The sequence below is a fragment of the Novosphingobium sp. 11B genome, assembly GCF_054589055.1.
On sequence record NZ_BAAILP010000287.1, the window covers coordinates 1083 to 5480 of the forward strand.

General features: G+C 68.2%; 7 protein-coding genes. 3 read left to right on the forward strand and 4 right to left on the reverse strand.

The annotated features are described in order from the left end of the window. The 3 genes from ACYPYD_RS24540 to arfB form a co-directional block, all read left to right on the forward strand. On the forward strand, positions 1-306 hold a 306-nt coding region (locus ACYPYD_RS24540), incomplete at its 5' end, for an aminotransferase class I/II-fold pyridoxal phosphate-dependent enzyme (protein WP_459666057.1). A gap of 145 nt (positions 307-451) precedes the next feature. Then, positions 452-1153, forward strand: a complete 702-nt coding sequence (locus ACYPYD_RS24545) for an RluA family pseudouridine synthase (RefSeq protein WP_459666060.1) — start codon at positions 452-454, stop codon at positions 1151-1153. Beyond that, positions 1150-1566 carry an alternative ribosome rescue aminoacyl-tRNA hydrolase ArfB gene (arfB, locus tag ACYPYD_RS24550; protein WP_008827784.1) on the forward strand — a complete coding sequence of 139 codons (417 nt, stop codon included), beginning with the start codon at positions 1150-1152 and terminating at the stop codon, positions 1564-1566. Before ACYPYD_RS24545 ends, arfB begins: the two co-directional genes overlap by 4 nt. Here the strand turns inward: arfB and ACYPYD_RS24555 are convergent, their stop codons facing one another. The 4 genes from ACYPYD_RS24555 to ACYPYD_RS24570 form a co-directional block, all read right to left on the reverse strand. Next, positions 1567-1764, reverse strand: a complete 198-nt coding sequence (locus ACYPYD_RS24555) for a hypothetical protein (RefSeq protein WP_008827783.1) — start codon at positions 1762-1764, stop codon at positions 1567-1569. A gap of 24 nt (positions 1765-1788) precedes the next feature. Continuing rightward, positions 1789-2178 carry a DUF4112 domain-containing protein gene (locus ACYPYD_RS24560; RefSeq protein ID WP_008827782.1) on the reverse strand — a complete coding sequence of 130 codons (390 nt, stop codon included), beginning with the start codon at positions 2176-2178 and terminating at the stop codon, positions 1789-1791. 72 nt (positions 2179-2250) lie between these two features. Further along, positions 2251-3771 (reverse strand): ABC transporter substrate-binding protein, encoded by a 1521-nt coding sequence (locus ACYPYD_RS24565; protein WP_459666064.1) that lies wholly within the window; start codon positions 3769-3771, stop codon positions 2251-2253. A 65-nt stretch (positions 3772-3836) separates the two neighbouring features. Continuing rightward, positions 3837-4211: a PilZ domain-containing protein gene (locus ACYPYD_RS24570; RefSeq protein WP_008827780.1), complete on the reverse strand. Its 375-nt coding sequence runs from the start codon at positions 4209-4211 to the stop codon at positions 3837-3839. Positions 4212-4398 lie beyond the last annotated feature (187 nt).

A 4398-nucleotide genomic window follows, 5' to 3' on the forward strand; every position in this document is an offset into this window, starting at 1 on the left:
GATTTCCTCGGCCAGTGGTGCGAACGCTTCCGCGCCCGGCGCGATCTGGTGGTCTCGGCGATCAACGCGATCCCCGGCCTGTCGACGCCGGTGCCCGACGGCGCCTTCTACTGCATGGTCGATGCCGCGCCGCTGATGGAGCGCTTCGGTGACGACGCCAAGCTGGCGCTGCACCTGCTGGACCACGGCGTTGCGATCGTGCCGGCCTCGGCCTTCGGCGGCAACGGCGGCTTCCGCATCAGCTTCGCGGCGGACGAGGCGAAGCTGATAGAGGCCTGCAGGCGGATTGCCGAAGCGGTGGGTTGAGGTAAGGCCCACCCCCAACCCCTCCCGCAAGCGGGAGGGGAGACGAGAATATCACCCTCTCGCTTGCGGGAGGGTCGGGAGGCTTGGTCCGAAGGGCCTAGCCGGACGGGGTGGGCAAGTACCGCTCAAGACGAAAGAAACGATGATGCAACTCGAAATCCTCTTCGAAGACGGCGAAGCGCTCGTCATCGACAAGCCTGCGGGCCTTCCGCTCGACCGTCCCCGCGCGGGCGGCCAATGCCTGGAAGACCGGCTCGACGAACTCAAGCTCGGCTTTCACCGCGAACCCGCGCCGGTCCACCGCCTCGACCAGGACACCTCGGGCTGCCTGCTGCTGGCGCGCAACCCCAAGGCGCTCAAGCGTTTCTCCGCCGCTTTCGAGGAGCGCACGGTCGAAAAGCGTTACCTCGGCATCGTCGCGGGCGAAATCGCCGAAGACGAGGGCACGATCGCGCTCAACCTCTCCAAGGTCAGCACCGCGAAGGATGGCTGGCGCATGATCCCCGCGCGCAAGGGCAAGCCCGCCGTCACCCACTGGCGCAAGCTGGATACCCGCAACGGCCTCACCCTCGTCGAATTCCGCCCGGAAACCGGCCGCACCCACCAGATCCGCGTCCATGCCGCCTCGGGCCTCGGCTTCCCGCTGCTGGGCGATCCGGTCTACGGCACCAAGAGCGGCGCCCCGCGCACCATGCTTCACGCGGCAGGCCTGACGGTGCCGCGCGGCGGCGAGAAGGCGCCGATCGTCGCCGTAGCCCCCCTGCCCGCCGACTTCGCCGCTTTCGGCTTTGCGGACATCGCGTCCGAAGCCCCGTCCGAACCCGTGCCCGAATCTCCCGATGAATGAGCGATCTTGAGGCCACGATAGGCCGCGCGCAGGCGCTGGCGAGCGAGAGCTTCATCGCCTCCGCCGGTCCAGGCGGCCAGAACGTCAACAAAGTGGCGACGGCGGTGCAACTGCGCCTCGACGTCTATGCGCTGCGATTGATCCCGCCGGTCTTCGCGCGGCTGAAGGAACTGGCCGGCAGCCGCATGACCGCGCGCGGCGAACTGGTCTTCACCGCGCGCCGCTTCCGCACGCAGGAAGCCAACCGCGCCGACGCGCGCGAGCGGTTGGCCGAAATGCTCACCGAAGCACACAAGCTGCCCGAAAAACGCGCCAAGAGCCGCCTCAACCGCGTCGGCAAGGAGCAGCGCCTGAAAGGCAAGAAGCTGCGCGGCTCGGTCAAGGCCGGGCGCGGCAAAGTCAGCTTCGATTGATTACTGCGCAGCCTCGCTAGCCTGCGCCTCGGCAGGGGCGACGGCCTCCGCAGGCGGCCGCCGCTCATCCAGCATCGCTGCCGCCTCGTCGAGCGCGCGGGCCTCGCCCATCGTCACGCCGCCCGGACCGGGCGCGGTGTCGGACTTCGAGCAGGCGGCCAGTGCAAGCACGGCCATGGCGAGGCAGGCGGTTTTCATGCCCCGCTCATAGCCGCGAAGAGGTCAGGCGTCGATAACCCGGGTATGCGGATGATGCTTGTCGAGATGCTTGCGGATGATCTTGAGGTTGCGGCTGTTCGAGCGGAACAGGAAGTCGAACAGGTCGCCCGCCACGGGGATCGCACCGACCAGCGTATCGAACCCGACATTGGCGGTCATGCGCGCCAGCTGCCATTTCGACATGCCGAGATTACGCGCCTCCCACACGATGTAGAGGCCCATGGCGGCCGCGATCAGGTCACCTGCGACCGGCACCAGTCCGATCACGGCGTCAAGGCCGACCTCCCGGCGGATGCCCGGTACGACGAAGGCACGCTCCAGCACGCGTTCCAGCGCCTCTACCCGGCGGCGGATCGAAACGGGATCGTTGCCGAGCGGAACCTCGAAGTCCATGCGCCGTGCCGATTGCGTAACCACGTGTCTACCCGCCTCTTGTCGAACAGCGGCCTCGGGTGCCGCAGACTGCTATTTGGGAAGCCAGGCCAGCGGCATCAAGGGATGCCAGCCCCAGGGGTTCGCCGAGAACCCGTCCACACTTCCGCGAACCAGCGACCAGCGGATCGGCGTGCCGAAGGGAATGAAGACGTTGGCGCCGGTCAGTTCGGCCTCGGCCTCGGTCAGCAGCGCGGCGCGCTCTGCGGGGGTGGAAGCCGCCCCGGCCTCGGCCACCCGCGCATCGGCCTCCTGCGAGCAGAGCCCGCGGCGCGCATGACAGGACAGGCGGTTGAGATACCACGCCGCGCGCGGATAACGGGCGACGTCGTCGATCAGCGCGAGGTCGGCCCTGTCCACGTCTTTCGCCCGGTCCAGCCCGACCCCGATCGCCGCGAAATCCCCTGCGAGCCGATTGAACAGGACGGTGGCGCCCACGCCTTCGGGCAGCCAGAGGCTCAGGCGAAGGCGAGGCGTCCCCGATGCGGGCACCGATGCGGCCACCGATGCGGAATGCTGTTCCGCCGGCGGTTGCCACGCCCTCACGCGTGCAGCGGCGACAGCGCGGCGCTGTTCGAGAGTCTGCTCGCCCCAGCGTTCGCCGATGGTGCCGAGATCGCCATCGAGGCTGGGCGTGACGATGCGCGTGGTCGCGGCCCAGCCGCCGACGCCGAAGGGCGAGATCAGTCCCTCCCGGTCGACCGCCATGGCCAGCGCCTCGCGGTTGGCGGGCTCGGACAGGAAGCCCTTGTCGTTCATCACCTGCAGCCCGAACAGGCCGACCACCGGATCGAGCTGGATCGTCCCGCGCAGGATGCCGACCGAGCGGGTCTGCAGGAAATCCTGGATGCGTCCGCCGAGCACGAGATCGACGCTGCCGTCGTTGAAAGCCGCCACCGCCTGCGCGCCCGGCAGCGCGCGCAAGTGGATCTGCCGCGTGCGCTCCGCCCACTTGTCGATCGGCGGCATCCCCAGCTTCGCCGGATCGATCGCGCTGAGCGTCGCCATGCTGCCCGCGCGCGTCACACTCATCGGGCCGGTGCCCCGGCCCTTGCGGTAGAGGCCCAGTTCCGGCTGCGCCAGCAGCTGGAGCAGATAGGGCGTCGGCCGCGCGAGGCGGATCTCGATCACGCGCCCGGTCATCGCGCGTACTTCGTCTATGCCTGACAGATCATGCGCCAAAGGCCCGTCATCGAGCGCCTTGAGCGCGGCATTGATCGCCCGGCGCGCCGAATCGGCAGTGATCGGCTCGCCGGTGGCCCAGTTGCCGTCGCGCAGACGGAAGATGTAGCTCTGTCCGTCGTCGGTGACGATCCAGCGATCCGCGAGCGCCGGGATCACCCGCCCCGCATCGTCGAAGGCGACCAGCCCCTCCACCGTCGAGGCGCGGACCAGTACGGCTCCGGCCGAGAGATCGGAACTTTCGGAGAAGGGATCGCCGGGCTGCCCGACCACTGCGACGCCCAGCGCCGAGTTATCGTAGCCGCTGCAGGAGGCGAGCGTGAAGGCGGCCGCAACGGCCAGCACCCGCGAGGCTTGGCGCTTGGACAGCATGGAACAGGGAGTAGCCGATTTCCCGCGCCTCGCAACCGGCGCGCGGGATTTTTCCGCTTTCCCTCTCAGATCTTGCGCAGGAGCGTCGCGTCGGTCGTCGGGGCCTGGTAGTTGCGCAAGTAATCGGGGGTCATATGCTCGACCTGCCCGGCCTGGCCGGCCTGCGCGCGGGCGAGGCGCGGATCGATGTCCTCGCGGAAAGCGACGCCGAAGCGGCTTTCCTGCACCCAGGCGACCGAGCCTTCGACCCAGCCGATATTGCGGATGTTGACCGAGACGACGGTACCGCGCACGACGCGCACGTTGCCTTCGCCCATCATGCCGCCGGCCGAGAGGTTGCGCACCTTGATCCGGAAATCGCCGTCGAGACCGTCCACGCGAAGGTCAGCCATGAGGAACAGGCTGTCGCGCGCAATCTGCCGATTTTCACCTTGGTTCATGCGATCTTCGTCCGGGGCGTTTCAAAATGCACGTCACGATCGTGCCGCCAATGCGCGGCAAACTACCGTGCTTTGGCCCGTATTCCTAGCCGCCATTGGCAAACAAAGGCTTAATGTCCCGGCTCCGGACAGAGTCGGAGCCGGGTCTTGACCTAATTTGTCGGAATCGCGGCACCGGGCCGGTGCC

Coding starts and splice junctions, on each gene's coding strand:
- ACYPYD_RS24545 (WP_459666060.1), top strand. CDS start 452: ATGCAACTCGAAATCCTCTTCGAAGACGGCGAAGCGCTCGTCATCGAC.
- arfB (WP_008827784.1), top strand. CDS start 1,150: ATGAGCGATCTTGAGGCCACGATAGGCCGCGCGCAGGCGCTGGCGAGC.
- ACYPYD_RS24555 (WP_008827783.1), bottom strand. CDS start 1,764: ATGAAAACCGCCTGCCTCGCCATGGCCGTGCTTGCACTGGCCGCCTGC.
- ACYPYD_RS24560 (WP_008827782.1), bottom strand. CDS start 2,178: ATGGACTTCGAGGTTCCGCTCGGCAACGATCCCGTTTCGATCCGCCGC.
- ACYPYD_RS24565 (WP_459666064.1), bottom strand. CDS start 3,771: ATGCTGTCCAAGCGCCAAGCCTCGCGGGTGCTGGCCGTTGCGGCCGCC.
- ACYPYD_RS24570 (WP_008827780.1), bottom strand. CDS start 4,211: ATGAACCAAGGTGAAAATCGGCAGATTGCGCGCGACAGCCTGTTCCTC.